This window comes from Phytoactinopolyspora halotolerans (assembly GCF_010550675.1).
Lineage (GTDB): Bacteria > Actinomycetota > Actinomycetes > Jiangellales > Jiangellaceae > Phytoactinopolyspora > Phytoactinopolyspora halotolerans.
This window is the reverse complement of record NZ_JAAGOA010000007.1, coordinates 1-22,222: the sequence shown is the minus strand read 5'-3', so window position 1 is coordinate 22,222 and position 22,222 is coordinate 1. Positions and strand designations below refer to the sequence as shown.

Below are 22,222 nucleotides of genomic sequence, written 5' to 3'. Positions count from 1 at the left end.
CGTCCCGTGCGAAGCGTCGGCTCCGCATGCACGGAGCGTAAGGCCACACGGAGCCGACGTGCGAAGCGGAGCCGACGTGCGAAGCGGAGCCGTTCGTTCCTCAGACGATGCCGGCGCGGATCTCCGCGTAGAGGCGCGCAGGGTCGTGGGCCAGCGACCGTTTGACGTGTGCGCTCCAGTCGTCGGCGATCACCTCGATGGCGCCCTTTCCGAGTCCGTCGAGGCCGGCACGAGCGGAGTCGGCAGGGTCGCCCTTGGGTCCGTCGTAGGCGGCGCTGAAGTCGGTGTCGATCGCGCCCAGGTGCAGGCCGGTCACGAGTGTTCCCTGCTCCTCCAGCTCGAGCCGGACACCGTTGGTCAGCGCCCACTGTGCAGCTTTGGAGGCGTGGTAGCCGTTGACGTTCGGAAACCCGAACCAGGACTGTGCGGACAGGACGTTGAGGATGGCTCCGCCGCCGTTCCTCGCGAGCACCGGCCCGAACGTGCGCACCATGGCCAGGGTGCCCCAGAAGTTGGTCTCCATCTCCGCACGGATGTTTTCGAGGTCGCTGGTCATGAGGCTCGTCCAGCGGCTGATTCCGGCGTTGTTCACCAGCAGCGTCACGTCGCTCGCGGTGTCGGCTGCCGCGCGGACGGCGTCGTCGTCGGTGATGTCGAGCCGCAACGGGACGACATCGGGCAGATCGATCGTCTCCGGGCGGCGTGCCGCCGCATACACGCGGGCCACGCCTCGTTCCAGGAGCTGCTCGGCGAAATGGCGACCGAGGCCGCGATTGGCGCCGGTGACGAGCGCGATCGCGCCTTCGATAGGGAAACCGGAGGTCGGGTGAGAGTTCTGCGCGTTCATGCGATGTACGCTAGAACCTGACGTTGACGTCAGAATCAAGTATGTGTGTTGATCGCGGGATATGAGGTGCGTCACATGCGGATAGGAGAGGTCGCTCGACGCTCCGGGGTGAGCGTCCGCGCGCTGCGCTACTACGAGGAACAGGGCCTCCTCACCTCGGATCGCACCCCAGGCGGACATCGTGAGTACGCCGCCGACGCCGTCGACCGCGTCCGTTTCTACCAGCAGCTTTACGCCGCCGGATTGCCGAGCCGGCGCATCGCCGAACTGCTCCCGTGCATCGACACCGGCACCACCACGGCGGAGCAACGCGCCATGCTCGACGCGGAGCGCGCGCGCCTGCAGGGCCGGATCGCGGAGCTGACCGATGCGCTGGCGCGACTCGACGAGCTCGTCGCCGCGGCCGAGGCGCGTCCCGCATGACCCGGCGCGCGGTGCGTCCCGCATGCCTAGGACTCATCGGTCCAGGCAGGACCGCGCGTTTCTTGGCACCATGGGGGAATGGCGAGCGTCAACCGTGAACTGTCCGATTTCCTCCGCCGTGCCCGGAGCAAGGTGGATCCGGCGCGGGCCGGGCTGCCGTACGACGGCAGGATCCGCCGCGTCCCCGGGCTGCGTCGCGAGGAGGTCGCTCTGTTGGCCGGCGTCTCGACCGACTACTACACGCGCTTGGAGCAAGGTCGGCGGATCACACCATCGGAGAGCGTGCTCGATGCGATCGCGAGGGCACTCGGTCTGGACGAGGCGGGCCGGACCCATCTGGGACACCTGGTCGGCGCGACGGCGGGCACGCCGCGCACCAACACGCCCACCGTCCAGCGGGTGCGACCTGGCCTGTACCAGTTCCTCGACTCGCTGGACGGCCACCCGGCACTGATCCTGGGCCGGCGGACCGACGTGCTGGCGAGCAACCGGCTGGCCCGGGCGCTGTTCACCGATTTCGACACGATGCGGCCGAAGGAGCGCAACTACGCCCGTTGGATGTTCCTTGACGAAGCCGCCCGGACGCTGTTCCTGGACTGGGACCAGCAGGCGCGGGCATGCGTGGAGAACCTGCGGCTCGATCTCGGCAACTATCCGGACGACCCGGCTGCGCGAGACCTCGTCGCCGATCTGGCACAGCACAGCCCGCAGTTCCGCGCGTGGTGGGAGGAACACGGCGTCTATCAGCGCACGTTCGGCTCCAAGCGACTGCGGCACCCCGTCGTCGGGGACCTGACCGTCCAGTACGAGACCCTCACCATGCCGGGCGACCGCGACCAGGCCCTCTTCGTCTACACCACCGAGGCCGGCACCTCGTCGCGGGAGGCGATGAACCTGCTCGCAAGCTGGGCGCGTGTGCCGGAGCTCGAACTCCCATGATCATGAACACTTACCGTTCACATAGCACGGTTAGTGTTCATGATCATCGGAGGCTGAGGGCTACGTGGCGGAGGGTCGCCACGACGACATCGATGACTGCCCCGCGTTCTTCTCTGGTGGCTGCGACGGCGGTACGACCGAGCCAGCTGGGGTCGTCGATCCGGATGGTCACTATCCCGGCAGGTAAGCCATCCGCGGCGATGCTCGGCACGACGGTGATCCCGAGGCCGGCGGTGACCAGGCCGAGGCGGGCGGGCCATTCGCGTGCGGTGTGGGCGATGCGTGGGTTGGGCAATGTAGGCCATGGACCGAATTGCGGATCGCCGCGCAGGCCTGTGCCGGCCACCCAGTCCTCGCCCGCGAGTTCGGTGACCGGGACCTGACCCCGGTCGGCGAGCCGGTGGTCGCGGGGGAGGGCGACGAGCAGGTCGCTTTGGGGTAGGCGGCTCGTGCGCAGCCCGTCCAGCTCATAGGCGGGCAGGTCGGGTCCGAGCGCGATCACGGCGACGTCGACGCGTCCGGACCGTAGCTGTCGTAGCAGCACCGGAGTGGACCCCTCCCGCAGTTCGACCGCCAGTGCCGGATGCCGCCGGCGGAGGTCAGCGACCGTCCGCGGGGCGAGTGTCCACATCGCCGTCGGGAATGCGCCGAGCACGACGCGCCCGGCCAACTGGTCCGTCAGCTCGGCCAGGTCACGGGCCACGGCGTCGATCTCACTGAGTGCGCTCGCCGCGCGTCGTGCCACCGCGGCCCCGGCCGGCGTGGGCTCGACTCCGCGAGGACCGCGGACGAACAGCGGCGTGCCCGCCGCCGCCTCGGCCGCCGCCACCTGCCGGGAGATCGCCGACTGTGTGTACCCGAGCATGTCGGCGGCAGCGGTGAACGACCCGGTCCCGACGACGGCTTGGGCGACGCGCAACGCAGTCACCGTCAGTTCGGCCATGCCCTCAGCTTGAGGCATGCGTTCTACTCATGTCTAGAGTGCGAAAGTCTCGCTTGTGGAATGTCTTCTGCCGCAGCATGCTCGAAGTGACAGCAGCACATCACGCACATGGAGACGACATGTACAAGACTTGGTTGATCACTGGCGCCTCGCGCGGCTTCGGTCGCCTGTGGGCTGAAGCAGCGCTCGAGCGCGGTGACCGTGTCGCCGCCACAGCCCGCGACAGGTCCTCGCTTGATCGGCTTGTCGAGCGATTCGGCGACGCTGTGATCCCTATCCAGCTCGATGTCACCGACCGTGCCGCAGTGCACGAGGCCGTCGCATCTGCGGCGGAGGCACTCGGCCGGCTCGACGTCGTCGTGAACAACGCCGGCTATGGGCACATCGGTATGGTCGAGGAGCTCTCCGAAGCTGAGCTCCGCGCCCAGATGGAGACCAACTTCTTCGGCGCGGTGTGGCTGACCCAGGCGGTCCTGCCCGTGCTGCGCGCACAGCGGGCAGGCAGGATCATGCAGGTGACGAGCGAGGGCGGCGTGCGCGCCTACCCGACCTTCGGTGCCTACCACGCCTCCAAGTGGGCGGTGGAAGGTCTCTCGGAATCGCTCGCTCAGGAGGTGGCGGCGTTCGGCATCCACGTCACCAACGTCGAACCTGGCCCGTACGCCACCGAGTTCGCCGATAACCTGCGCATCAGCGACGAGCTGCCCGACTACGCCGACGTCCGCGTGGCGACCGCCCCGCAATTCGACATCGGCGACCCGCAGGCGACGCGCGAAGCGATCCTGACTATCGCCGACGCCGACGACCCGCCGCTGCGGGTCATCCTCGGCAAGACGTTCGCCGAGATCGAGCAGATCTACACCGAACGCCTGCGTACCTGGCGTGAATGGCAGCCTGTCGCTCTCGCTGCGTTCGGGGAAACGGGCCAGGGCGTCGAGGCGGCATAGTCGGCACTGCGTGCGCGTGGTCGAGCAGGCCTGGCGGGCGGCCGGCTGTCTCGGCTTCGCACTCTCGGCCGACCTGATCGACCCCTGGCTGCATCATGGCCACCTTGGATCCAGGTGCTCTGTGCACCCGTCCGACGTCACCCATGCTCTGAGCATGTCGCCGTCGTGAGCGCTGCCACGTCGCGATGGCTGACCTGCTTGTGATCACGCCATCTGACTGTGCCGACCAGGACCACGCTCGTGTGCCGATCGGTAGCCACGACATCGAACTCGTGGGTGTTCGTACGGTTCCATCAGCTGCCGACCCGCTCCACCTTGCTGAGGCCCGGCAGGGTACCCCGCGCGTCGGAACGCAGCATCGTGGACGACGGGCTTGGTGGCTTTGCCGCGCCATGTGAGCCGATCCCGTTCGAACGGGCCAATGGCGAGGTCGGAGCGGCCACGTGACATCTGGCTGGTCTGGTCCTCGACGAACCGGAACCAGAACCGCAGATACGGATGGTCTATACGGTAGCGACGGAGCTTTGTGTTCTCGTTGCTGCCAAACCGGACGGTCGACGGCGAGTACGCCCTTTGTCTCCCTCAGTAGCTTGATGGCTGTTCTCGTCTCGAAGCTGGTCTCGGATGAATTCATGAACGTCCCCGAACCGCGCGAGTTCGGTGATGAGACGTGGATACCCGCCCGTGACCAGATAGGCATCGAAGATGTCCGCGGCACTCATGGCCGGGGCGAGCACTGACGCACACTCGTTCGGATCGAACGGAAGTCTCGACCAGTTGCGTGAGGGAGTCTTGATTTCCGTCTACCGACGTCCTCGTACGGTGAGCATGCGTCCTTCGCCCGATGCCTCGATGTCGCGGAGGTGCCGCCTGAACGTGGCCAGCAGGTTGGACCTGCCATAGAACGGTCGCACCCGGTTTGCCTCTTCTACCGGCAGAAAACATACGTGTTGCACGATACAAGTTCGTATGTTTCAGTCGCGCTTGTTTGCCCAAGCCCATCGGTTGAAACTGCCGTTACCCCGTCTCAGTTCGGACCAGGGTGTTGATCGCGGTGAGCCCTTGGCGCTGGAGCTCGACCAGGTCACGAGTCTCATCCGCGGCGACCCACCGGGCGAAAGCCGTGCTGAACACGGATACGACGAGGTCACCGGCCAGGCGTGCGGGTACGTCAGCGATACCGCGTTCGACGAGCGCGGAGGCCACGGAGTGAGAGAGCTTCGCTAGTTTGAGCAGCTCGCGCTCTTGGAGTTGCTCGTTTGCCCCAATGATCTCGTTTCGTGCACGGGCGAACTCGCGTCCTCGCATGTCCTGCAGGGCCGCTCCGCCGGCGTCGAGTGCCGCGACCAACAGGTCGGTCAAGGGAGCGTCTGCCGGTGCCCCTGCGATTGCGCTGACGAAGACCGCCTCAAGGTGCTGCTCGCCGGCGAACAGCACCTCGCGCTTGTCCGCGAAGTACCGGAAGAATGTGCGCTCGGTCACTCCAGCCCGCTCGGCGATTCCGGCCACCGTCGTCGCTTCGAAGCCATGCTCAGCGAACAGCTCCATCGCCGCTCGCTGTAGACGATCCGACGCTCCGGGTGCCCAACGTGCCATGTCCGCAATCGTAGCCGGACGAGAAATGTGATGACAGAAACTGACATCATTGCTAAGCTCATTGATGTCAGACACTGACATCACTAGGGAGTGAGCACACCATGCACGTTTTCGTCACCGGAGCATCCGGGTTCATCGGGAGCGCCGTCGTCGCCGACCTTGTGGCGGCTGGTCACGAGGTGACCGGCTTGGCCCGCTCTGCGGAGTCGGCCTCCGTCGTCACCAGACTCGGGGCGGCGGTCCGTCGTGGGGACCTGGACGATCTGGACTCGATCCGCCAGGGCGCGACAGCGGCCGACGCCGTGATCCATCTGGCGAACAAGCACGACTGGGACAATCCCGAGGTCTCCAACCGGGCTGAACGGGCGGCGGTCCAGGTCATCAGCGACACCCTCGATGGGTCCGGCCGGCCGTTCATGCTGGCATCCGGCACGGCCCTGGCCGGTCAGTCGGGTCTCGGCCGTCCGGTGACGGAACGGGACCGCAATGAGGCTGTCGGCCCGGATTCGCCTCGTGGTGGCGCTGAGAACCTCGCCCTGGATTACGTCGAGAAGGGCGTGCGCGTCATTCCTGTCCGTTTCGCCCCGACCGTGCACGGCGAGGGTGATCACGGCTTCATCTCCATCGTCGCGCAGGCCGCCCGGCGACGCGGTGCCTCGGTTTATCCAGGCGACGGCGGCAACCGCTGGCCCGCTGTTCATCGGTCCGACGCCGCACGCCTGGTCCGGCTCGGACTCGAGCATGCTCCTGCCGGCACGATCCTGCACGCTGTCGCCGAAGAGGGCGTGGCTGTCCGGCAGATCGCCGAAGCGCTCGCCGGCCGGCTCGGCGTACCGGCGAAGTCGGCCCCGGCCGAGCAGATCGCCGAGGAGATCCCGTTCATCGGACGATTTCTGGCAGCCGGCATACCGGCAAAGAGTGAGATCACCCGCGATCTGCTCGGGTGGCGGCCAGCCGGACCCACGTTGCTGGAAGACATCGCCGCGGGTCACTACGATCAGCCCTGACCGATCCGGCGGCGGCCGCGGCCACCGCCACCGCCACCTGCTGTCGTTTCCGTCCAAGACGATCGCGGCGGCGCGGTCTAGCGTTGGCGCGTGCGCACACCACGGTGCGCGGTAGTTCGCTCGATCATTGGAGGCAGCACCATGCGTGATCTGGTCTATACGGGGTTCATGTCGCTCGACGGCGTCGTGGACTCCCCGGGCGGCGGCCCGGGGGAGGAGCACCGTAGCGCTGGCTGGGTGTTCAAGGACCTCGAGTTCGTGCCCGAGGCCTGGTCGATCAAGGGCGAGGAGCTCGAGGAGACGACGGCGCTGATGTTCGGCCGCCGGAGCTACGAGATGTTCGCTCCGGTCTGGCGCGAGTCGGAGGACCACGCCGCATACAAGGAACTGCCCAAGTACGTGGTGTCGACCACGCTCTCCGACGACGATCTCGTCGACGGCTGGGGCGCAACGACGATCCTGCGCTCCACCGACGACGTGGCCGCGCTCAAGGAGGGCGACGGCGGAGCGGTCTTCATTCATGGAAGCGCGGAGTTGACCCGGCGGCTGTCGGACGCGGGACTGATCGACAGGTACCACCTGCTCCTGTTCCCGGTGCTGCTCGGGGCCGGCAAGAGCCTGTTCAGCAGGGAGGACAAGGAGAAGCAGATGCTCAAGCTCAGAGACTCCGCGGTCTATGCGAACGGGATCACCAAGCTGATCTACGACGTCGCGCGCTGAGCCAGGTCGAGCGCGATCGCCCCACCGGCGCCGTCGCGGAGCTGCCCGGCGGTCCGTCCCACGTACGTGCGCAGGGCCCGGGCCAGGTGTGATTCGTCGAAGTAGTCGAGCTTGGCGACGACGTCGGCGACCGGATCGCCGCCGGCCAGCATTGTGGCGGCCGTGCGGGCACGCTCGATCTGTCGGACCGCGCCTTGCGTCAGCCCGGTCGCCGTGCGGAACCGGCGTTCGACGGTGCGGCCCGAAACCGCCGGGCGCTGCCCGCGCAGAACCTCGGCGACGAGCGCATCACGGGCGACTATCCCGGACCGGACGAGGTGCCCTACCAGCGCCTCGGCGTCGTCGGGGCCCGGGATCTCCCAGCGCGTGCCGTCGAGCCGGAAGGTCCGACGCGTGGTGTCGGGGAGCTCGATGCCGCCGTCGACGAGAGTCTGCGTGCGCACGGCGCGGAGGGATGTGCCCAGGGCGAACTCGATGCCCGTAAAGGTGGCACCCTCGGGTACCGGCGCTGTGCCGGTCCTGGATTCCGGGCCGGAGACGCCTGCGTATGCCCTGCCTTCGTGCTCCCAGAACACCAGGCCCCAACGGGCAGCCGCCACGGAGGTCATCTCCGTGACCCGCTCACTCGTGCAGGTCCACACGATGTCGACCCATGGCGAGTCAGACCCGCGTGTCTCGAACCGCAGTTCCACGAGGCGAACAGTAGCGTGGCCGGGCAACTACGGCGAGCTCACCGGGAGCGCTGTTCCTCGTCCCGGGTGGCGACGAGAGTGCCGAGTAACCTCAGCGCGTCGGCGCTGGGGGAGCCGGGCTCGGCGTGGTAGACGATCAGCTCCTGCCCGGGGGTGGACTTCACGTCGAAGGCGTTCATGTCCAGCGTGAGGTCTCCGACCTCGGGATGATGCAGCGTCTTGTTCTCCAACTGCTTGCTCTGCGCGTCGTGGCGCTCCCACATCGCCGCGAAGTCCGGGCTCTGGATGCGGACGGTCTCCAGGACCTCCTGGATGCGTGCGTCGTTCGGGTACGCGCCGTACAGCACCCGGAAGCCTGCGACGGTGTTCAGCGCCGCACGGTTCCAGTCGGCATAGAAGGTCCGTGCTGCCGGGTCGAGGAAGACCTTCATCAGCAGGTTCGGGCCGTACCGAAAGCCATCGAAAAGTGCATACGCCAGCCGGTTTCCGGCCAGGACGTCATAGGCCCTGCCCAGCACGATCGCCGGGTTGTCCGGCCACATGTCCATCAGCCGCAGCAGCTGGGCATCGACTCGCTCGGGTGCGGAACCGCGGTATGGGGTCGGGGTCAGCCCGGCCACCTGGAACAGATGCAGGCGAGCGTCGTCGCTCAGTTGCAGCACCCGGGCGATGGCGTCGAGGACCTGGGCCGATGGATTGCGCTCGCGACCCTGTTCCAGCCGCACGTAGTAGTCGACGCTCATGCCGGCCATCGTCGCGACCTCCTCGCGGCGAAGGCCCGGGACACGTCGCGTCCCCATGGTGGGGATGCCGGCGTCCGCGGGGCTGACCTGCCCGCGCCGGGCCCGTAGAAAGTCACCGAGGAGGTTCTCCGACATAGAGCCCATGCTAGGCCGGAAACCGGCCGTGTTCCTGGGTGTGTGACTCCCAGGAACACGGTTGCCTTCCTGGTCGCCGCCGCGCCGACCAGATTTGTTGCCATGACTACCGACAACGACATGAACAGGCAGGAACGGCAGGTCATCCTGGTCACGGGTGCCTCCAGCGGCATCGGTGAGGCCACGGCCCGGCGGCTGGCGGCCGAAGGCCACCACGTCGTGCTCACCGCCAGGCGTACCGACCGCCTCGACGCGATCGTCGGGGATCTTCAGGGTGCCGGTCACAGTGCAGAGGGGCGTGCCTTGGACGTGACGGACCGGGCGGCGTTCCGGGCACTCGTCGACAGCGTGATCGAGCGGCGAGGGAGGCTCGACGTCCTGGTCGCGAACGCGGGCGTCATGCTGCTCTCCCGTCTCGACGCGCTGCTGGTCGATGAGTGGGACCGGATGCTCGACGTCAACGTCCGCGGGCTGTACAACGGGATCGCCGCAGTGCTGCCGCACTTCCAGGAACAGGGGACGGGGCACGTTGTGAGCATCGCGTCGATCGGCGCGCACGAGGTCGTCCCCACGTCGGCCATCTACTCGGCGACCAAGTTCGCGGCGTGGGCGCTGACCGAGGGCCTGCGGCAGGAATCCGATCCGGGCATCCGGGCGACGACGATCTCGCCGGGCGTGACCGAGTCCGAGCTGGCCGATCACATCACCGACCCGCACGCGGCCAAGGTCATGGTCGACTACCGCGCCGCCGCCATACCGGCCGACGCCATCGCACGAGCTGTCAGCTTCGCTGTCTCGCAGCCTGCCGACGTGGATGTCAACGAGATCATCGTCCGTCCGGCGGCCCAACGCTGAACCCGTGAAGGGGTGCGCGCCCGCGGGTGCCGGGGCGCGGGCGCACACCTCGCGTCAGTCCAGGATGGCGTACGCCTCGACCTCGACGAGGACGTCCGGCTCGAACAGGTAGTCCACCCCGATGGCCGACAGCGGCGGCAGCGGCCGCGGGATGCCGAGCTCGTCGGCGACACCCTCGATGCCGGCGACGAAGTCGTCGTACTTCTCCGGGCTCCAATCGGTGACGAAGAACCTGAGCCGCACCACATCGGAGAAGGTCGCTCCGGCACCGGCAAGACCGCGTGCCGTATTGCGCAACGCCTGCATCAGCTGGCCGGCGAGATCGCCAGTGGCGATGCGGTGACCTTCGGCGTCGCGGGCGATCTGGCCGGCCACATGCACGTGGCGGGTGCCGGTGCCGATCGACACGTGGTGATACGGCACAGGCTGGAACATGCCCTTGGGGGTCAGTGATTGCACGGTCATAGGGTTCCTCCGTCGCGTAGTAGGTATCCAATGTCTACTTGGTAGACGAAGGGAACTTCAACGAGACTAGGTGTCATGGCCGATACCTCCCGCCTCGACGCCGCGCCGCCTCAGCTCACCGAGGCACACCGCGAGCTGCTCGATCAGGTACTCGACAAGTGGTCGCTGCAGGTGCTGGACAAGCTGTGCGAGCGGCCCCGGCGCTTCAACGAGCTGCGTCGAGCGATCTCGGTGGTGACGCAGAAATCCCTGACCGCGACACTGCGACGGCTTGAACGCAACGGGATGATCGACCGAGTCATCACGAGCACGCGACCCCTCGCCGTCGAGTACCGCATCTCCGCCCTGGGGAAGACCCTTCAAGACCTCATTGACGCGCTTCTGCACTGGACCGCGGCCCACATGGCCGACGTCCAGCGTGCACGCGAGCGGTTCGACGACGAGACGCCGCTGTGAACCTCATCGGCGCGGTCTGGTTCCGCGGTCCCGAGTGCTCCGGTCCCCGGCGTGTCACGGTTCCGTCAGTTCAGACGGAGCAGGGCGAAATCTCAGGTTCGGTAGTACATTTCCCTCCAAGGTGAGGGCGTTTCGGAGCACGGTGAGCACGGCTCGGAAGAGCCGACCGATGCCGGGGGAGTTGTGGCCATGGCACAGGCATCTTCGGCCGCTGACGTCGCCGCCGCCCGCGGCCGCGAGGCGTACCAGCGGATGGCATGGCGGGACGCGTGCGAGCATCTGACCGCCGCGGACCGGCAGGACACCCTCGCCGCCGAGGATCTCGACAAGCTGGCCCGGGCTGCCTACCTGATCGGCCGCGTCGACGCGTCCGGCGAAACCTGGGAGCGCGCACATCATGCGTTCCTCGACCGTGGTGCGACGGCGGCCGCGGTGCGGTGCGCGTTCTGGCTCGCAATGACGCTCGTGCAGCGCGGCGAGCAGGCGCGAGGCGGTGGCTGGCTAGCACGGGCGCAGCACATCCTGGACGACGCGGCGCTGGACTGCGTCGAGCAAGGGTACCTGCGCATCCCGATGGCGCTGCGGACCTTGGAGGGCGGCGATCCAGAGACGGCGTACCGCTCCTTCGTCGCCATCACGGAGCTGGCAGACCGGTTCGGCGACGCCGACCTGCGGGCGCTCGGCCGGCTGGGGCAAGGCCGATCGCTGGTCACGCAGGGCCAGGTGGCAGAAGGCCTGGCGAGGCTGGATGAGGCGATGGTGGCAGTGACAACCGGAGAGGTATCGCCGGTCGCCGCCGGCATCGTCTACTGCACCATGGTCATCGTCTGCCGGGCGATCTTCGACGTGCAACGGATGCAGGAGTGGACCGTAGTACTGAGCCGCTGGTGTGCTCGCCAACAGGATCTCAAGCCGTATCGAGGCCAGTGCCTGGTGCATCGCTCGGAGATCATGCAGTTGCGGGGCGAGTGGCCGGCAGCCATGGAAGAGGTACGGCAGGCGCGCGAGCACCTGAGCGACCCGCCCGGTGATCCGGTCCTGGGGATGGCTCTGTACCAGCAAGGCGAACTGCTCCGGCTGCGCGGCGAGTTCGCCCGGGCCGAGACGTGCTACCGCGATGCCAGCGGCTGCGGGCATCCGACGCAGCCCGGCATGGCCCTGCTCCGGCTGGCGCAGGGCAGGCTCGACGACGCGGCCGCCGCCATCCAACGGACGCTCGCCGAGGCCGACGGTCCGGTGGACCGGTCCCGGGTGCTGTCGGCGTATGTCGAGATCATGCTCGCCGCGGGTGAACGCGACGACGCACGCTCCGCACTGGACGAACTCGACCAGATCGCGGCCGCGTTCGACACGCTCTACCTGCGCGCGATGGTCGAATACGCCCGTGGCTGTCTGCTCCTTGCCGACGGCGACGCAGGGGCCGCCCATGCCGCGCTGCGCCGTGCGTCGGCGGCCTGGTACGAGCTCAAAGCTTCCTACGAGTCGGCCCGAGTGCGGCTGCAGATGGTGCGGGTCTGCCGCGAGCTGGGCGACCACGACACCGCCGAGATGGAATTGGCCGCGGCCCGTCAGGCGTTCGAGCAACTGGGCTCGGCGCCAGGGCTGGAACAGGTCCGGGAACTCGCGGAGCGCACCGTGTCAGCTGTCCCCGGCGGCCTGACCCGGCGCGAGGTCGAAGTGCTGCGCCTGCTGGCGACCGGTGCGACCAACCGCGAGATCGCAGAGGACCTGGTGATCAGCGAGAAGACCGTCGCGCGCCATGTGAGCAACATGTTCACCAAGCTCGGACTCTCTTCGCGGGCCGCGGCGACGGCCTATGCCTACGAACACGACCTCGTCTGACGACCGGCTCGGCTACATAGAAATACCCACTCGGCATGCATCGGCCGAATTGGTCGATGCGACCGATGCGGACGCCGGTGCTGAACGCGGAGTCTTCTCTCATCGCCGTCATGCGAGAGAGAGGACCACCGCCATGACCATCCATACACCCACGCCCGAGCAGATCCGTGGCGCATGGGACGCCCTTGCGCCGCGGTTCGACGAGTTCACCACCACGGAGTGGACGCTCCCGTTCGGCGAGCGGGTCCTTCACCGGCTCGACATCCATCCCGGCGTCAGGTTCCTGGACGTCGCCTGCGGCAGCGGCGCGCTCGCCATCCCGGCGGCTCGCCGCGGGGCGGAGGTCGTGGCGGTGGACATCGCTCCCACCATGATCGAGCGGCTACGTGCGCGGGCGGAAGCCGACGGGCTGTCCCGCATCGAGGGCAGAGTCATGAATGGCGAAGCCCTCGAGCTGCCGATGACGCGTTCGACCTCTCCGCCTCACTCAACGGCGTGTCGCTGTTTCCGCACCTCAAGGACGGGCTCAGGGAGATCGTCCGGGTCACCAGGCCCGGTGGCCAGGTCATGATCGCCACGTTCGGCGCGCTGCAGAAGGCGGAGTTCCTCGCCCTGCTTGTCGGCGCACTCAAGGCGTCCGTCCCCGGGTTCACGCCGTCGCCGATGGATCCACCGCCGCTGCCGTTCCAGCTGGCCGATCCCGCTCGGTTCGGGGAGCACCTGGCCGACGCCGGCCTGACCGACGTCGTCGTTTACACCATCACCGAGGAGATGATCCACGCGTCCGCCGACCGGTTCTGGGACGTCGTCACCTCCAGTCATCCGATCGCGGTGCAGATGACTCGAGACCTGACCGACGAGCAGCGAACCGAGGCCAAGCAAGTACTCGACGGGATCTTCCGGGAACGTTCCGGCGGTGCCCCCGACGTCGTGGTACACACCGAGATGAATATCGGCATCGGAACCGTGTGACGGCCAGCGACCGCGGCGCTCAGCCGTCCCGTTCCGCCAGCGTGGCAAGGCGGTCCAGGGACGCCTGAAGCTTGTCGGCCGTTGTCGCACGAGCACGCGCAAACCGCTTCTCGTCGGTCAGCTCGGTCCAGTCATACGTGTGAGTGACGCGCGTACGCGACGAGTCGACCGGTTCCAGCGTCCACCTCCACAGGTGACCCGGCGGCTTCGTGCCGGGCTCGGCGGGCCTCCACGCGACGAGGCGGCCCTCATCGAACTCCACCACGTGGTTCTCCCTGACCGCGCCGGTCCGCGTGAGCGTCATGGTGAACATGTCACCGACGGCGCGGATCCGCTGCCCGCCGGGTGCCTCGGCCAGGTTGTCGTTGCCGTCCCATCGTGGTTGTTGTGCCGGGTCCGCGATGAGCTCGAAGATGTGCTCGGCAGGGGCCGAGATCTCGCGGCTGGCGGAAACGACACGCGGTGTGTCCTCATGACTGATCATGCCTCTATGGAAGCATCACGCGTAGGACCGGACCAGGCGTAGGGTGCCTGGAGTCGGCACGTCACGACCGTCGACGAACCATGGGCGCCCATAGAGGAGGTCTCATTGTCCGAGCCTGCCGCGCAGCCGCTGCTCGCATCCGCATCGCGCGCCGTCCAGAGACTGGCGGAGCTCGGTGATCCACTGCCGGCCGACGTGGCCGCCCAGGTGTCCAAACTGGTACCCGGCTCGTCGCCGGATGTTGAACTACGTCGCGAGCTGGAGTCGCTGTTGCGACCGTTCGTGCTCGTGGAGGCGGAGATCGACCGGTCCGGCATGATCGTCTGCACGCCTGGCGCGGCACCGCCTCGGTTGGTGCAGCACGGGTGGCGGAGTTTTCTGATGCGGGTGGCGAATCCGCACCGGATCGAGACGACGCTGTATCCGCAGGCGCAGGGTGTGTTCGGCATCATCGATCAGCGGAGCCACGCGGCACGCACCGCGCTGCCCGACGCCCTGACCAGCGTGCCGCGGATCGCGGGGTCGTGGCTGGAGGTGAAGCTGGCGTCGCCGGGCGATCTGTCCGGGCTGGAGGCCGAGTACACGGTCATCAGCCTGTACAGCCGAGACGGCGGTACCCGGTCCGGGGCGGTGATGTTCGCCGTCGCCGCGCCGGACGAGCCGGAGAGCCTGACCCGCCCGCCGGAGCGTCTGGCCATGCGCCGGACCATGTTCGAGGGCCGGTCGTACGCCGCATCGTTCGAGTTCGACTGCCGGCCGTCGCAGGAGATCCGCTTCGATGTCCGTGAGCCGGACGGCAGCAGTTGTGTCGCCACCATCACCGTGTGCGACGCCCAGGGCCGGATCTATCCGTCGAAGGCGATGCGGCTGGCGCCGGACATGTTCTTCCACGATCACGTCTACCGCGCGACCGGCGAGGTGATCCGGCTGCCCGAAGGTCACTACCAGATCTCGGCACGCCGGGGGCCGGAGTACCGGGAGACCCGGCGGGACGTGGAGATCACGTCCGGCACGGAAGCGGTCGCGATCGCGCTGGACCGTTGGGTCGACCCTGCACGCCGCGGGTATTACTCGGGTGATCCGCACATCCACGCCGGTGGTTGTTCGCACTACAACGTGCCGACCGAGGGTGTGACACCGGAGACGATGATCCGCCACGTGCGCGGCGAGGGTCTGTGGCTGGGTAGCGTGCTCACGTGGGGGCCGTGCTACTACCACCAGAAACAGTTCTTCAGCGGCGAGTCGATCAGTCCGCCCGCACTGCTGGAGCACGCTCAGATGCAGCAGGCACAGGGCATGACCTGGACACCGCGGCCCACTGATCGCGACCACGAGAGCATGCTCCGGTACGACGTCGAGGTGTCGGGGTTCCCCTCCAGCCATTCGGGTCATGCCATCCTGCTCGGCCTCACCGATCAGGACTATCCGAACATCACCCTGCTGGAGGACTGGCCGTCGTGGAACTTACCGATCATGCGCTGGGCACGCGCGCAAGGGGCGCTGGTCGGGTATGCGCACTGTGGGCTCGGACTCTCCGTCGGCACGGACGAGCTGCCCAACCACCTCGTCCCCTCGTTCGCGTCGATCGGATCGAACGAGATCATCGTCGACGTCCCGCTCGGTGCGGCGGACTTCCAATGTGGCGCAGAGGTCGCCCCGGCCGCCGAGCTCAACATCTGGTACCACCTGCTCAACGTCGGTTACCGCACGTTGATGCTCGGCGAGACCGATTACCCCTGCATCTATGACGAAGGCCCGGGCGTGGGCCGCACCTACGTCCGCCTGCCCGAGGCGCCACACGGTCCGCATGCGCTGGAGACGTGGATGGCCGGCCTTCAGAACAACGCGTCGTACTTCGGCGACGGGCGCAGCCACGTGTTCGATCTGGCCGTCGACGGCGACGTCGTCCGCGAGCACGCCATGGACGCAACGGGAACGGTGCGAGTGACCGCGACGGTCGCCGCCTGGCTGCCCGAGCAGCCACCACCACCGCCTGAACCGGGCCGATCCGCCTACAGCGCACCGGTCGGATGGCACCTGGAACGCGCCCGGATCGGGGACACCCGCGACGTCCTGCTGGAGGTGCTGGTCAACGGTGTCCCGGTCGCGTCACGGGAAGTGGCTGCGGACGGCGCCGAACACGCGGTCGCCTTCGACGTGCCGCTGGAGCGTTCGTCCTGGATCGCCATGCGGATCCTGCCAAGCGTGCACACGCAACCGGTCTTCGTCGAGATCGCCGGCCAGCCGATCCGTGCGTCCCGTCGCAGCGCGCAGTGGCTGCACGACTCCGTGGAGGCGCTGTGGGAGTCGAAGTCCGGATTCATCCGCGACGGTGAACGCGCCGCGGCGCGCGAGGCATACGATGCGGCGAGGGCCGCCTACCGGGCCCGGCACGACGAGTGCGAGGTGGACTGATGAACCACGGCGAACCGGCCGGCTGCTGCGCGCCGGTCGAGACCACGGCGCCCATCTCGGTCACCGTCAACCCCGAGGCGCGAGTCAACGTGGCCCGGACGCGTGCCCGTCTCGGTCCCATGTCGGTCGGCGATTGGCACACCGTCGACGTCACCATCGTCAACGACGGATATGTGACGGGCCCGCTGGCCATCGAGGCTGAACCCGTCCCCGGCGTCGAGCTCGATTTGCCGGTCCATCAACTCACCGGCGAGCATCGTCAGGACGGCATGTTCCGGGTGCGATTCGGGGTCCCGACCGCCGCCGACATCACGCTCACGTTCCGTGCGCTGGGTGCTCTCGGCGGGCTCGCTACCCACAGCACGATCCACCTGCTGCTGCGCTCCGACACCCGGGCCCTTGCCTGACGACGCCGGTTCAGTCCACGATCGCGCCGCAGGTGATGTTCAACTCCGAGGCCGTGATCGCGCCGGCCCGGTCCGAGGCGGCGAACGCGGCGGCGTTCCCGACATCTTCGAGGGTGGCCGTCCGGCCGAGCATGGTCGGCTGCACGAGTGACTCGACCAGAGCGTCGCGGCCCGGGAAATCCGCTGGGATGGTCTCGGGCACACCGCCGGTCTTCAGGCCGACGACGCGGATGCCGTGCGGGCCGAGTTCGGCGGCCAGTTGCCGGCGCAGCATGTCGACGGAGGCGAGAGCGACCTGGAATCCGCCGATGAAGTAGTCGTGCATCGGGTCGCCGGCGCCGCCGAACGTGAGCAGAACGCCAGACCGTTGCCTGAGCATGTACCGAGCGGCCGCCCTCGACGTCAGGAACGTCGTCCGTACGGCGCTGTGGATGGGCTGCTCGAAATCGCGCAGAGACATCTCCGCCAGCGGCGTTCCCTGCACGTCACCGACGGAGATCAGGTTGATCGAGACGTCGATGCTGCCCGACTCGGCGGCGACGGCGTCGGCGTGCGCGTCGACGGCCGCCTCGTCCAGCGCGTCGAGTTGTGCCGTGTGTACCGTCCCGCCAGCCGATCTGATCTCCTCGGCGACGGCGTCGAGGCGTTTCTGTGTACGGCTCGCCAGGTGCACCGTCGCACCTTCGCGAGCGAATACCAGGGCGACAGCGCGTCCGATTCCGCCGGCGCCATAGACGATCGCGTTCTTGTCTCGCAACAGCATGTCCGTCATCCCTTACTCATCGAATGCCCGTCGTACGTCGACGAGCCAGTTCTGCCATCTCGCCCGTTCTCGTTCCGCGACGGCCGCTGGTGCTCCATACAGCCGGGCCAGCAAGTTCGCGGAGAGCGGCGCACCGTCGGCCATCGGGAAACAGGAGATCGCGTACAGCGCGGGGTGCGGCGCGACGGCGCGTAGCAGCACGTACCCCTCGCTGACGTGCTCGACGGTTCCGGTCAGGTCGGGCGCGTCCAGAGGGGTTCGGAACGCGGCGCCGGCGGCCACGTCTGACAACCCCAGCAGCTCCATCAGGCGGGCGGAGACCGCAGCCCGTTGCGCTGCGGGACGGCCCAGGTCGACGATCACGTCGACATTGCCGGCGGGTAGCCCGGCGAAATGGGTCAGGTAGGCCCGTAGGACGGTCAACGCCATCCGCCAGCCCTCTCCGGCACCGTCGACCAGGTCTTCCCACCCGTCACCGTCGTGGTAGAAGCCGCTCACGACACGTACCACGCAGCTGCCGCCGCGCGTGGCTTCGACGAGGAACTCAGTGGTCAACGGCTTGCGGTCCGGGCCGATCGGCTCCCTGTAGCCGAACCTGTGCGGCGGTTGCCAGGTCTGCACCGTGGCGCTCGCCGCATCCGCGTACGGCTCGCGATGGATCACCATCGCGCCGCCCTCGTCCGGTTCGATGTCGGCCGGGAACAGCCAGGCCGCATGTCCCGGTCCGGTGGCGATCGCTCGCCACACCTCCTCCGGGGTACCCGGCACCTCGATCTCGTTGCTCCGGAGCCGGGCGGTCGGATCGTCGCTCATGTGGCTGTTCTTCTCATCCGTCACGTGTGTTCCTGCTCACCGTGGCGCCGGGCTCGACGCCCTTGGGCACGGGATGGGCGACGATCATCAGTCGCTGCCAGCGGCCGTCCGGTGTGCGCTCGTCGTGGTACTTGGAGACCAAGCGGTTCACCGCCGCCGTGAGTTCCTCGGCGAACGCGGCGCGGTCCGCAGGCGAGCCGAACCGGATGTCGGTGTCCAGGCCGAAGACCGGCAGTCGTTTCCGCTGTCGAACCGCGTTGCGGGCCATGCCGCCCACCTCGGCAACTACTCGTGCAGCGAGTGAGACGACGTACGCGGCCGACATTCGTTCGGCCGACGGCTGCGGGGTGCTGGCGGCGGCTCCGAGTGCCTCGGGGGAGACCACATAACCGGCCGCGGTGGCCACCAACTGCCGTTCGGTCAGCCCGCCCCATGTTCGGGTGCCGGCCACCTCGACGAGGCCGTGCCGCTCCAGCAGGCGCAGGTGGTAGTTGATCCGCTGCCGGGACACGCCGAGCCGGCCGGCTAAGGCAGACGCGGAAGCCGGTTCCCGCAACTCGGCCAGCAACTTGGCGCGTACCGGATCCATTGCGGCCGCGGCCGAAGCCGGATCCGCGATCACATCGACGTCCCGCATGGCCTCCAGCGAACCATTGACAAAATAATTTGTCAATGGTTCGGAGGCTTTATTACGATTCGGAGAGATATGGGCCAGCGAGCAGGTCCCGAAGCCTGGTGTGAGGAGGGGTGCGTGACCGAGGTGGCGCGCCTGGTGACGTTCGTCGACGTGAGCGGACAGCAAGCCGGCACCGTGTCGGTGTCGGCACGGCACGAGGTGGAACTCGTCGACGGACGTCGGGTGCTGCTGCTGGACGATCGAGGGTGGAGTTCCTCGCAGGGCTGGGCTGAGACGTCGGCTGAGGACATCGAGGAGACCGCACGCGTGGTGGTCGGACCTGACGAACCGTTCGGCGGCCGCACCCATGAGGACATGGAGGCAGACCATTGGGCTTACCTTCAGCGAAACCTTCAGCGGCAGGGGGTTGCGGTCGATGTGGCCGAGCTCCGGCGGGTGCCGCATGACGTCGTGCTCAGTCAGCGGGTACGCGGGCGTATCCAGAATACGTAAATCGTCCGAAAAGTTCGGTCCGCGAGGATTGACGCGGTGCGTGTGATCGCTTTCGATGTTGGTCAGTGTCGCATCGGCACTCCGTCCGAGTGGAGGAGTCCGTTATGTCCAGACCGCCGACGTCCACCTCTCGCTCCGTCAGCCGCCGTTGGCTGGTCGTGTTCACCGCGATCCCGCTGCTGGTCGTCGGCCTGCCGATGGGTTTGCAGGCATCGCCTGAGTCGAACGACGACGATCCCTTGCCGCCGCAGTCGGCCGGGCCGGCGGAACTGGTGCCGGTCATCGTTCCGGACGAGTCCGACGTGCACGAGCTCATCGCTGCCGGCGCCGACGTCACGGAGTACACCAAACCCGTATCCGGCGGTGTGGAGGTGCACGTCGTCGCCACCGAGGAAGAGCAGGAGCGCCTTGCGGGCCTAGGGTTCGACCTCGATCAGCCGGTGGTCACCGCGGACGAGATGGAGGACGTCGTCGATGAGCGCGAGGCGGCGTTGCGCCGCTCCGATGCGGTGTCCGCTCAGGCAACCGACGCCCTGAACGTCCTGCGTGCGGAGTGGTTCGAGAGCGTGGGCGGCGAGATCTATCTGAACGTCGAGGTGAAGACGTCGGCCGGAGCCGACAGCGAAACGGTCCTCACGGTGAGCTGGGACGGGAACGACTACACCATGAGCCGGTTCGTCGACGCCGGCCAGTACCTCTACCACCGGTTCAGCCAGCCGGTTCCGATCGACGACGTGCCCGACCAGGTGACCATCACCAGCAGTGCGGGAGGCGAGGTCACGGCGCACGTCGACGAGTGGCTCGGCGAGCCGCGCAAGCCACCCGGCCCGCACTACGCCACCGGATTCGTCGACCACTACATGGACCCGACCGAGGTAACGGAACGGATCGAGGCGCTCGCCGCGGAGTTTCCCGATCTTGCCGAGATCGTCGAGCTGCCCTACCAGACCAATGGCTACCGCCGGCACGCCCAGGCGCTGATCGGCAGTACCGTCGGCAACGCCTTCTATGTCACCTCGCACGCCTGGGGCCACGAGGGCGGGAACGACCTACGCCTGGCGACCGTCGATCCGGGCACCCCCGGCAGCTCTCTGGGCGTGACAGTGCAGGACGGACAGATCATCGTCACCTTGGCGACGGACGATTCGGGCGACCTGACCAGCACCGCAGCGGACGTGGTCGCCGCTATCAACGCATCTGACGACGCCGCCGGCCTGGTGACCGCATCGACGTACCGGGGTAACGCCGGAGGCGGCATCGCCGAGGTGGGAAGCGAGCAGCTGTCCGACTTTCTGGACGCGCCGGACTCGGTCTCGCGGGAGCCGTTCACGGTCAAGGCGATCCGCATCGGCAAGGACCGCGACGGGTCCAAGACCGGCGTGCTCGCGTACTCGCAGGAACACGCGCGCGAGTGGGTGACGCCGCTGGTGAAGGTGGAGACGGCCGAGCGGTTGCTGCGCAACTACTCCAACGACGCGCGCACCAGGAAGCTCGTCGACGATCTCGACGTGTTCATCATCCCCACGGTGAACCCCGACGGAGGGCATTACTCGATCTACGACTACAACTTCCAGCGCAAGAACATGACGAACCACTGCGGCCCTGAGTTCAGCGACCCGCTGGCCCGGGACGCGTGGGGCGTCGACCTGAACCGCAACTTCAGCGTAGGCTCGCGGTTCGACGGGTATGCGGGAGCGTCGGCGTCGTGCACCAGCGCGGTCTACTCCGGGCCGGCCGAGCTGTCCGAGCCGGAGGCCCGCAACGAGGTATGGCTCACCGAGCAGTTCCCCAACATCAAGTTCGCGATGAACACGCACTCCTATGGTGGCTACTTCATGTGGCCGCCGGGCGCGTACATCCAGGACGGTCGGGTGCCGCTGGAACGGCCCACCGTGGGTGAGGAGAACTACTTCTGGGCGTCGTCCAGCTACATTCTCGAGGCCGTCCAGTCGTGGCGAGGCACGGCGGTGTGGCCGGGACGGACCGGGCCGGTCATCGACGTGCTCTACTCCGCTGCCGGCAACTCCGCCGACGAGCATTGGTATGAGCGCGGAATCTTCGGTTGGGATTTCGAGGTGGGCGCCGACCTCTGGAATCCCGAGACCGGCGAATGGGAGGCCGTGGGTTTCCAGCCGCCGTTCGCGGAGGGATACGAGGAGGCGATGGAGTTCGCCAGCGGCACGATCGGACTGTTGGAGGTGGCGCAGGCATTCGGCAATGACAGACGCCCACCGCGGACGACGCTGGTCGAACAGGACGGCGCCATCACCTTCGAGGAAACGGAACCGGTCACCATCCACTACACGCTGGACGGATCCCGGCCGACGTACTCCTCACCCCGGGTGGAGTCGGCAGGCTTGCGCGAAGGCGCGGCACCGATCGAGCTCGAACCGGGCCGATACACCGTGCACTGGTTCTCGGTGGACGCGGCGGGCAACGTCGAAGGCAACTACGACCCCAACGGACACGCTCGCAACTACCGCCGCGGAGTGGTCCTGATCGACTAGTGTCGTGAGTCAATAATTCGTTGGCAAATGGGTAGACTCGGGTCGTGCCGAGTCCGAAGCTTGATCAAGTCGTGTTGTCCGATGAGGAGCGTTCCGTGCTGAGCGGCTGGGCGCGGCGGCGG

Annotated in this window: 25 protein-coding genes; 15 read left to right on the top strand and 10 right to left on the bottom strand. The window is 67.7% G+C overall.

Going from position 1 to position 22,222, the window contains the following annotated elements; all coding sequences use genetic code 11:
- Window positions 1-100: 100 nt before the first annotated feature.
- Window positions 101-847, bottom strand: coding sequence for an SDR family oxidoreductase (locus G1H10_RS11550; RefSeq protein ID WP_163737266.1), 747 nt, complete (start codon window positions 845-847; stop codon window positions 101-103).
- A 75-nt stretch (window positions 848-922) separates the two neighbouring features.
- On the opposite strand from G1H10_RS11550, the gene G1H10_RS11545 reads away from it, so the two are divergent.
- Window positions 923-1,270, top strand: a complete 348-nt coding sequence (locus G1H10_RS11545; protein ID WP_163737263.1) for a MerR family transcriptional regulator — start codon at window positions 923-925, stop codon at window positions 1,268-1,270.
- A 78-nt stretch (window positions 1,271-1,348) separates the two neighbouring features.
- Window positions 1,349-2,209 (top strand): helix-turn-helix domain-containing protein, encoded by an 861-nt coding sequence (locus G1H10_RS11540; protein WP_163737258.1) that lies wholly within the window; start codon window positions 1,349-1,351, stop codon window positions 2,207-2,209.
- A 43-nt stretch (window positions 2,210-2,252) separates the two neighbouring features.
- Here G1H10_RS11540 and G1H10_RS11535 read toward each other — a convergent pair whose 3' ends face one another.
- Window positions 2,253-3,170 (bottom strand): LysR family transcriptional regulator, encoded by a 918-nt coding sequence (locus G1H10_RS11535; protein ID WP_216853166.1) that lies wholly within the window; start codon window positions 3,168-3,170, stop codon window positions 2,253-2,255.
- 101 nt (window positions 3,171-3,271) lie between these two features.
- Between G1H10_RS11535 and G1H10_RS11530 the strand changes: the two genes are divergently transcribed.
- Together G1H10_RS11530 and G1H10_RS32370 are read left to right on the top strand one after the other, a co-directional pair.
- Window positions 3,272-4,099, top strand: coding sequence for an SDR family NAD(P)-dependent oxidoreductase (locus tag G1H10_RS11530; RefSeq protein ID WP_163737255.1), 828 nt, complete (start codon window positions 3,272-3,274; stop codon window positions 4,097-4,099).
- 593 nt (window positions 4,100-4,692) lie between these two features.
- Window positions 4,693-4,839: a hypothetical protein gene (locus G1H10_RS32370; protein ID WP_216853165.1), complete on the top strand. Its 147-nt coding sequence runs from the start codon at window positions 4,693-4,695 to the stop codon at window positions 4,837-4,839.
- A 277-nt stretch (window positions 4,840-5,116) separates the two neighbouring features.
- On the opposite strand, the gene G1H10_RS11525 is transcribed toward G1H10_RS32370, so the two are convergent.
- Window positions 5,117-5,695: a TetR family transcriptional regulator gene (locus G1H10_RS11525; RefSeq protein WP_163737252.1), complete on the bottom strand. Its 579-nt coding sequence runs from the start codon at window positions 5,693-5,695 to the stop codon at window positions 5,117-5,119.
- 101 nt (window positions 5,696-5,796) lie between these two features.
- On the opposite strand from G1H10_RS11525, the gene G1H10_RS11520 reads away from it, so the two are divergent.
- Window positions 5,797-6,702 (top strand): SDR family oxidoreductase, encoded by a 906-nt coding sequence (locus G1H10_RS11520; protein ID WP_163737249.1) that lies wholly within the window; start codon window positions 5,797-5,799, stop codon window positions 6,700-6,702.
- 141 nt (window positions 6,703-6,843) lie between these two features.
- A complete protein-coding gene (locus tag G1H10_RS11515) occupies window positions 6,844-7,422 on the top strand; it encodes a dihydrofolate reductase family protein (RefSeq protein WP_163737245.1) in 579 nt (192 codons plus the stop codon).
- On the opposite strand, the gene G1H10_RS11510 is transcribed toward G1H10_RS11515, so the two are convergent.
- Both G1H10_RS11510 and G1H10_RS11505 read right to left on the bottom strand, forming a co-directional pair.
- Window positions 7,404-8,114, bottom strand: coding sequence for a helix-turn-helix domain-containing protein (locus tag G1H10_RS11510; protein WP_163737242.1), 711 nt, complete (start codon window positions 8,112-8,114; stop codon window positions 7,404-7,406). The two genes, G1H10_RS11515 and G1H10_RS11510, sit on opposite strands and share 19 nt — an antisense overlap.
- A 38-nt stretch (window positions 8,115-8,152) precedes the next feature.
- Window positions 8,153-8,992, bottom strand: coding sequence for a helix-turn-helix transcriptional regulator (locus G1H10_RS11505; protein ID WP_163737239.1), 840 nt, complete (start codon window positions 8,990-8,992; stop codon window positions 8,153-8,155).
- 102 nt (window positions 8,993-9,094) lie between these two features.
- Between G1H10_RS11505 and G1H10_RS11500 the strand changes: the two genes are divergently transcribed.
- Complete coding sequence (locus tag G1H10_RS11500; protein ID WP_163737236.1) at window positions 9,095-9,847, top strand: SDR family oxidoreductase; 753 nt, start codon at window positions 9,095-9,097, stop codon at window positions 9,845-9,847.
- A 54-nt stretch (window positions 9,848-9,901) separates the two neighbouring features.
- On the opposite strand, the gene G1H10_RS11495 is transcribed toward G1H10_RS11500, so the two are convergent.
- Window positions 9,902-10,312, bottom strand: coding sequence for a RidA family protein (locus tag G1H10_RS11495; protein WP_163737233.1), 411 nt, complete (start codon window positions 10,310-10,312; stop codon window positions 9,902-9,904).
- Window positions 10,313-10,387: 75 nt separating this feature from the next.
- Here G1H10_RS11495 and G1H10_RS11490 point away from each other — a divergent pair, with 75 nt between their 5' ends.
- The 4 genes from G1H10_RS11490 (at window position 10,388) to G1H10_RS32360 (ending at window position 13,582) form a co-directional block, all read left to right on the top strand.
- Window positions 10,388-10,768: a winged helix-turn-helix transcriptional regulator gene (locus G1H10_RS11490; RefSeq protein ID WP_163737230.1), complete on the top strand. Its 381-nt coding sequence runs from the start codon at window positions 10,388-10,390 to the stop codon at window positions 10,766-10,768.
- Between the two features lie 189 nt (window positions 10,769-10,957).
- Window positions 10,958-12,610 carry a LuxR family transcriptional regulator gene (locus tag G1H10_RS33930; RefSeq protein WP_163737225.1) on the top strand — a complete coding sequence of 551 codons (1,653 nt, stop codon included), beginning with the start codon at window positions 10,958-10,960 and terminating at the stop codon, window positions 12,608-12,610.
- A 133-nt stretch (window positions 12,611-12,743) separates the two neighbouring features.
- On the top strand, window positions 12,744-13,181 hold the full coding sequence (locus G1H10_RS32365; RefSeq protein ID WP_216853164.1) for a class I SAM-dependent methyltransferase: 438 nt from the start codon (window positions 12,744-12,746) through the stop codon (window positions 13,179-13,181).
- Entirely contained in the window at window positions 13,178-13,582 is a 405-nt protein-coding gene (locus tag G1H10_RS32360; protein WP_216853163.1) for a hypothetical protein, read from the top strand. Before G1H10_RS32365 ends, G1H10_RS32360 begins: the two co-directional genes overlap by 4 nt.
- Window positions 13,583-13,601: 19 nt before the next feature.
- Here G1H10_RS32360 and G1H10_RS11475 read toward each other — a convergent pair whose 3' ends face one another.
- Window positions 13,602-14,066, bottom strand: coding sequence for an SRPBCC family protein (locus tag G1H10_RS11475; protein WP_163737223.1), 465 nt, complete (start codon window positions 14,064-14,066; stop codon window positions 13,602-13,604).
- Window positions 14,067-14,171: 105 nt separating this feature from the next.
- Here G1H10_RS11475 and G1H10_RS11470 point away from each other — a divergent pair, with 105 nt between their 5' ends.
- Complete coding sequence (locus G1H10_RS11470) at window positions 14,172-16,481, top strand: CehA/McbA family metallohydrolase (RefSeq protein WP_163737220.1); 2,310 nt, start codon at window positions 14,172-14,174, stop codon at window positions 16,479-16,481.
- Entirely contained in the window at window positions 16,481-16,888 is a 408-nt protein-coding gene (locus G1H10_RS11465; protein ID WP_163737216.1) for a hypothetical protein, read from the top strand. Before G1H10_RS11470 ends, G1H10_RS11465 begins: the two co-directional genes overlap by 1 nt.
- A 10-nt stretch (window positions 16,889-16,898) precedes the next feature.
- Here G1H10_RS11465 and G1H10_RS11460 read toward each other — a convergent pair whose 3' ends face one another.
- From G1H10_RS11460 to G1H10_RS11450, 3 genes are read right to left on the bottom strand one after another with little or no spacing between them, the layout of a single operon-like run.
- Window positions 16,899-17,651: an SDR family NAD(P)-dependent oxidoreductase gene (locus tag G1H10_RS11460; RefSeq protein WP_163737868.1), complete on the bottom strand. Its 753-nt coding sequence runs from the start codon at window positions 17,649-17,651 to the stop codon at window positions 16,899-16,901.
- 12 nt (window positions 17,652-17,663) lie between these two features.
- Window positions 17,664-18,488, bottom strand: coding sequence for an SRPBCC family protein (locus G1H10_RS11455; protein WP_216853161.1), 825 nt, complete (start codon window positions 18,486-18,488; stop codon window positions 17,664-17,666).
- Window positions 18,478-19,101 carry an ArsR/SmtB family transcription factor gene (locus tag G1H10_RS11450; RefSeq protein WP_163737214.1) on the bottom strand — a complete coding sequence of 208 codons (624 nt, stop codon included), beginning with the start codon at window positions 19,099-19,101 and terminating at the stop codon, window positions 18,478-18,480. Before G1H10_RS11450 ends, G1H10_RS11455 begins: the two co-directional genes overlap by 11 nt.
- A gap of 114 nt (window positions 19,102-19,215) precedes the next feature.
- Between G1H10_RS11450 and G1H10_RS11445 the strand changes: the two genes are divergently transcribed.
- Window positions 19,216-19,593 (top strand): hypothetical protein, encoded by a 378-nt coding sequence (locus tag G1H10_RS11445; RefSeq protein ID WP_216853160.1) that lies wholly within the window; start codon window positions 19,216-19,218, stop codon window positions 19,591-19,593.
- Window positions 19,594-19,697: 104 nt separating this feature from the next.
- On the top strand, window positions 19,698-22,100 hold the full coding sequence (locus G1H10_RS11440) for a M14 family zinc carboxypeptidase (RefSeq protein WP_163737208.1): 2,403 nt from the start codon (window positions 19,698-19,700) through the stop codon (window positions 22,098-22,100).
- Window positions 22,101-22,222: the final 122 nt, after the last annotated feature.

Excerpts from the sequence above, each read along its gene's own strand:
- G1H10_RS32365 (WP_216853164.1), top strand. The coding sequence starts at position 12,744 with ATGACCATCCATACACCCACGCCCGAGCAGATCCGTGGCGCATGGGAC.
- G1H10_RS11460 (WP_163737868.1), bottom strand. The coding sequence starts at position 17,651 with ATGCTGTTGCGAGACAAGAACGCGATCGTCTATGGCGCCGGCGGAATC.
- G1H10_RS33930 (WP_163737225.1), top strand. The coding sequence starts at position 10,958 with ATGGCACAGGCATCTTCGGCCGCTGACGTCGCCGCCGCCCGCGGCCGC.
- G1H10_RS11545 (WP_163737263.1), top strand. The coding sequence starts at position 923 with ATGCGGATAGGAGAGGTCGCTCGACGCTCCGGGGTGAGCGTCCGCGCG.
- G1H10_RS11535 (WP_216853166.1), bottom strand. The coding sequence starts at position 3,170 with ATGCCTCAAGCTGAGGGCATGGCCGAACTGACGGTGACTGCGTTGCGC.
- G1H10_RS11500 (WP_163737236.1), top strand. The coding sequence starts at position 9,095 with ATGACTACCGACAACGACATGAACAGGCAGGAACGGCAGGTCATCCTG.
- G1H10_RS32360 (WP_216853163.1), top strand. The coding sequence starts at position 13,178 with ATGATCGCCACGTTCGGCGCGCTGCAGAAGGCGGAGTTCCTCGCCCTG.
- G1H10_RS11550 (WP_163737266.1), bottom strand. The coding sequence starts at position 847 with ATGAACGCGCAGAACTCTCACCCGACCTCCGGTTTCCCTATCGAAGGC.
- G1H10_RS32370 (WP_216853165.1), top strand. The coding sequence starts at position 4,693 with ATGGCTGTTCTCGTCTCGAAGCTGGTCTCGGATGAATTCATGAACGTC.
- G1H10_RS11515 (WP_163737245.1), top strand. The coding sequence starts at position 6,844 with ATGCGTGATCTGGTCTATACGGGGTTCATGTCGCTCGACGGCGTCGTG.
- G1H10_RS11450 (WP_163737214.1), bottom strand. The coding sequence starts at position 19,101 with ATGCGGGACGTCGATGTGATCGCGGATCCGGCTTCGGCCGCGGCCGCA.
- G1H10_RS11440 (WP_163737208.1), top strand. The coding sequence starts at position 19,698 with ATGTCCAGACCGCCGACGTCCACCTCTCGCTCCGTCAGCCGCCGTTGG.
- G1H10_RS11520 (WP_163737249.1), top strand. The coding sequence starts at position 5,797 with ATGCACGTTTTCGTCACCGGAGCATCCGGGTTCATCGGGAGCGCCGTC.
- G1H10_RS11465 (WP_163737216.1), top strand. The coding sequence starts at position 16,481 with ATGAACCACGGCGAACCGGCCGGCTGCTGCGCGCCGGTCGAGACCACG.
- G1H10_RS11525 (WP_163737252.1), bottom strand. The coding sequence starts at position 5,695 with ATGGCACGTTGGGCACCCGGAGCGTCGGATCGTCTACAGCGAGCGGCG.
- G1H10_RS11505 (WP_163737239.1), bottom strand. The coding sequence starts at position 8,992 with ATGTCGGAGAACCTCCTCGGTGACTTTCTACGGGCCCGGCGCGGGCAG.
- G1H10_RS11495 (WP_163737233.1), bottom strand. The coding sequence starts at position 10,312 with ATGACCGTGCAATCACTGACCCCCAAGGGCATGTTCCAGCCTGTGCCG.
- G1H10_RS11540 (WP_163737258.1), top strand. The coding sequence starts at position 1,349 with ATGGCGAGCGTCAACCGTGAACTGTCCGATTTCCTCCGCCGTGCCCGG.
- G1H10_RS11475 (WP_163737223.1), bottom strand. The coding sequence starts at position 14,066 with ATGATCAGTCATGAGGACACACCGCGTGTCGTTTCCGCCAGCCGCGAG.
- G1H10_RS11490 (WP_163737230.1), top strand. The coding sequence starts at position 10,388 with ATGGCCGATACCTCCCGCCTCGACGCCGCGCCGCCTCAGCTCACCGAG.
- G1H10_RS11530 (WP_163737255.1), top strand. The coding sequence starts at position 3,272 with ATGTACAAGACTTGGTTGATCACTGGCGCCTCGCGCGGCTTCGGTCGC.